Annotated in this window: 3 protein-coding genes and 1 pseudogene; 2 read left to right on the top strand and 2 right to left on the bottom strand. The window is 59.1% G+C overall.

The window, feature by feature from the left end; translation table 11 throughout:
- Positions 1–171: 171 nt before the first annotated feature.
- The gene (locus SM191_RS19190) at positions 172–1,128 is read right to left on the bottom strand and encodes an aromatic alcohol reductase (protein WP_341507610.1); all 957 of its coding nucleotides are present in this window, start codon (positions 1,126–1,128) and stop codon (positions 172–174) included.
- 70 nt (positions 1,129–1,198) lie between these two features.
- On the opposite strand from SM191_RS19190, the gene SM191_RS19185 reads away from it, so the two are divergent.
- Entirely contained in the window at positions 1,199–1,639 is a 441-nt protein-coding gene (locus tag SM191_RS19185) for a winged helix-turn-helix transcriptional regulator (protein WP_341507609.1), read from the top strand.
- 459 nt (positions 1,640–2,098) lie between these two features.
- On the opposite strand, the gene SM191_RS19180 is transcribed toward SM191_RS19185, so the two are convergent.
- A complete protein-coding gene (locus SM191_RS19180; protein ID WP_341507608.1) occupies positions 2,099–2,764 on the bottom strand; it encodes a PEP-CTERM sorting domain-containing protein in 666 nt (221 codons plus the stop codon).
- 194 nt (positions 2,765–2,958) lie between these two features.
- On the opposite strand from SM191_RS19180, the pseudogene SM191_RS19175 reads away from it, so the two are divergent.
- Positions 2,959–4,030, top strand: a pseudogene (locus tag SM191_RS19175) (IS3 family transposase); the annotation flags it as partial.
- Between the last annotated feature and the right edge of the window lie 96 nt (positions 4,031–4,126).

Raw genomic sequence — 4,126 nt, 5'->3', positions numbered from 1 at the left:
GAAAACCAAAAGAAATCCGTCATTCCACCACCTCCTCGCAGAGCCAGTGAATCACCATCATGCAGGAAACGGAAGACGGTTATTGGGTCCGGACCCTAGTAATTACACCAGCCTCAAAGCCCTGCGCGTATCGATTTTGACAAGGGCGGCGTTGGTGCCGCCCAGCTCACATCACTTGTCCTGCTGGGCTGCCAGCAAATCGGTCTTGATAAGGGCAGCCACGTCGGTGACCGGAATACCCTGACGGTCGTTGAACGTGCCTGCCTTCGGCCACGACATGCCACGTCCGATCGCGAAGGCGGCGCGGTACTTTCGCATCATGTTGTTCGGATCATTCGCCAGCTCTTCCATCAGGAAGGGCACGGTCCAGACCGACCGCTTGAAGGGACGGCCGAACGCTGCCTCCAGCTTGTCCGCAACCTCACCGTAAGTGACGGTATCGCCGGCGAGGAAGACGATCTCGTTGCGGATCGTCGGCTCGAAGAACACGATCTCGGCGGTCAGCACGCCGATGTCGTCAGGCGTCGTCAGCGTCACGGCGGTGTCGAGGCTACCCAGCGCGTGAACCTCGCTGTTTTCCAAGTCGACGACACCGAAGTCCGGCTCGAACAGATAGCTCATGAACATGCCGGTGGAGATGATGACCCACTCGGTCTTGTCCTGCGAGCGCAGCAACTCGCGCACGTCGAGCTGTGCATCAAAAATGTCCTGCGGACCGCCGCGACCGATCGCTTCAAAGTCGACACCGAACTGCCACGGGAAGTAGCGCGGGATGCCTGATTGCAGCGCGGCCTTGGCGAGCTTCATGGGCGTATTGATCCCCGCCGCATAGCCCGCACAGCCGATCACCGTGTCGTACCGGGCAAACAGCTCCGCCAGCTCGTCGATCGTATCGTTGACCAGATCGCCCAGGACAATCTCGATCCCTGCTGCTCGAATCTCCGCGATGTCGCGCTGCTTGGCCGGATCCCCGGACTCGACGGCACTTTCGCGCAGCAGGACGCTGATCTTCGCGCCGTCGATGTCCTTCGCGCGGCGCGCTAGGTTGCGCAGTACCGGCATGCCAAGCTCGCCTGCACCCAGTACGAGGATGTTGCGTGACTTCACGGAAGAGGTTGTATCGTTCATCGTTCTTGCTCGTTTTCACCTTGGTTGCCGGTGATCTGGCAAGCCTCGGACAAGCGCGAAAGATGGGTACATGCGTGATACTGCTATTAATTCCCTGAGCCAGGAGGACATCCTCCGATACTCGCAGACGGTCTGTGACGGCCTGCGCGACGATGACGATGGCGTGCGCCGGGAGGTGCTTGCCCATGCAGGCAGCAGATGGTCGCTCGGCGTCATTCACACGCTCGGCGTCTATGGCCAGCTTCGCCATGCGGGGATCGGGCGCCGCATGCACGGGATCACGCAGCGGATGCTGACCCGCACCCTGCGCCACTTGGAGCGCGATGGTCTGGTGGTACGTCACGACTTCGATGAGATCGTGCCGCATGTCGAATATTCGCTGTCCGACACGGGCCTGGAACTCTTGGTCAGGCTGGTTCCGCTGTGGACCTGGATAGTCGGGAACGTCGATAGCTTCCGCGCCTCACGCGAGGCGTTCGACCGGGACCATTTAGTGGAGGAATCTGTCTGAGGCGCCGCTTCTGCTTTGTCCTGAAATACGATCCTTGTTGGGGAGGCCAAAGATGCGGCTTAGCTGTCAGTTTTTTGTCAGCCTGTAAGCAGAAGGTCGACTTGCACACAATCAAGGAAATTCGTATATTCGAATAATATTTTAGATGCAGTACTAAAATTGTAATTGTGACTGTGCTCGTGTTGGCGTTGACCAATGGCTTTCGCTATTCTAAGCGTGATTTATTCTGCCGTCGGCTATCCTAGCCTCGTCAATAAGCCTCGTCTCTAGGCAGAATGTCATAGAGGTGAATGAGCAGCGAAATTGACGATATGGTCTGTGTTGCCGCTTAGTCCCGATCGACTGTTTGTGCTGATGTGATTTGTCGCGCGATGATTTAGACACGGTAGATAAGTTAAAAAGTGATGCGGGCCGAGGGCGGTGAATAAAACCACCGCCCTCAAAATAACGCCGTAAGATTTAAAGAGCGAACGACTTTGCTGATGCGGTTCGCCGGCGAAGAGCGAAGACACCAAGCAGGCCGAGTGCGAACAGCGCAATAGTGCTAGGCTCAGGAACCGAGGTGGGCTGCGAAAATGCTACGTTATCAATCTCGAATGCGTCAGTTGGCGAGTTGAAGCGCAGCCCACCGATTCTGGTACCCGAGTTAGGATCAATCGTGTAGGTAACATAACGGTTATTATCGGTTGCCGTCCCGGTCGCCGTGACATTGGATGTCACATCATTGCCAGTGAGCGACTTGATGACGTTACCCAGCGTGTCCAGTACGTCGAGCTTATTGAACGAATCGATTGAACCCCAGAGCAAGCTGACGCTGCCCCAGCTCGTGTTACCCGTCCCCTTCAGCACGGCCTGCGTGCCCGAGGTTGCGCCGACTGCCAAATAGCTGCCGCTGCTGCCTGCGGGTGCTAGGGAGCCCTGATAAGCGCCGGTGCTGGTAGACGTATTTAGGATTTGACCACCGTTCAACGAAAAGCCCGTTGGGAGAGCGCTGTCGAACGTGATCAGTGTCGAGTCGGGCGAATAAGACGGCGGCGTCAGGTACGACGTCGATGTGACGCCAGCATACGCCGGGGTGGCGGAAACCGCTGCGAGTGCAACAACGCCTAAGATCGTCTTTCTCATCTCATCCAAACTCCAGACTGCCTAGCACCTTCTAATCTGTGCAATCGATTTGAGAAGATTCTCCTATCTAAAAAAACTGCGCGATTTGTTTCAAAAAAAGACGTGCCACAGAGGTGGCCCGGGAAATCTGCACAGCGGGGATAAGTGGATTGCCGATCTGACAGCGGCGATGGTGGCCGCGAGCAGGAGGCAAGATGAGCAAGCGACCCCGTCGGAACCACAGCCCGGCATTCAAGGCGAAAGTGGCCCTGGCCGCCGTGAAGGGCGAGAAGACGCTAGCCGAGCTGGCGCAGCAATATGACGTGCATCCGAACCTCATCAACCAGTGGCGGGCGCGGCTGCTGGAGGGGGCCGCGGACGTGTTCGGGGCGGATCCGTCACGCGTTGAGCCGGCTGTCGACGTAACAGTGCTGCACGCGAAGAGCGAAGCTCCGACCGCGAAGCGGCCATCGGCATAGCCGATGGAGGCCGACGAGTTGACGCTGGCGAACGATTTTTTGTCCGGTGCGCTCGGGAAGGCCGGTCTGTTGCCGAGCGCAAGGCGATGATCGACCGGGGGCACGCGCTACCGCTGATCGCTCAGGCGCGACAACTCGGGATCAGCCGCGGCAGCATCTACTATCTGCCGCGGGCCATGCCGGACGCCGACCTGGCCATCATGCGGCGGATCGACGAATTGCACCTGCTCTACCCGTTTGCCGGCAGCCGGATGCTGCGCGATCTGCTTCGGCAGGAGGGCATGTCCGTCGGCCGGCTGTATGTCGCGACGCTGATGAAGCGGATGGGGTTGGAAGCGCTCTACCGCCGCCCGAACACGTCGAAACCGGTGCCGGGGCACAAGGTCTATCCGTATCTGCTGCGCAAGCTGGCGGTGACGAGGCCGAACCAGAGCCTGCCCCGGCGAAGGCCGGGGTGTGGGCGACGGATATCACCTACGTGCCGATGGCGCGCGGCCTCGTCTATCTCGTCGTGATCGTCGACTGGTTCACCCGGCGCGTGCTGGCGTGGCGGGTGTCAACCTCGCTGGATGCCGAATTCTGCATCGAGACGCTGGAGGAAGCGCTGGCCCGCTACGGCAAGCCGGACATTTTCAACAGCGACCAGGGCTCGCAGTTCACCAGCACCGCGTTCACCGCCGTCCTTCTGCGCGCGAAGATTGCCATCAGCATGGACGGGAAAGGCTGCTGGCGCGACAATGTGTTCGTAGAGCGCCTCTGGCGCTCGGTGAAATATGAGGAGGTGTACCTCAACGCCTACGCCTCGGTGGGAGTGTCAGGAATTTCGTGTGCGGGCGGGCATAAAGGGGAAGAAGGAGACCCGATATGTCCCGACGCAAAGAGCCTGCGATACCGAACGAGTTAC

This window comes from Sphingomonas sp. 2378, from assembly GCF_038084995.1.
Taxonomy (GTDB): Bacteria; Pseudomonadota; Alphaproteobacteria; order Sphingomonadales; family Sphingomonadaceae; genus Sphingomonas.
This window is presented reverse-complemented; position numbering and strand designations above follow the sequence as displayed.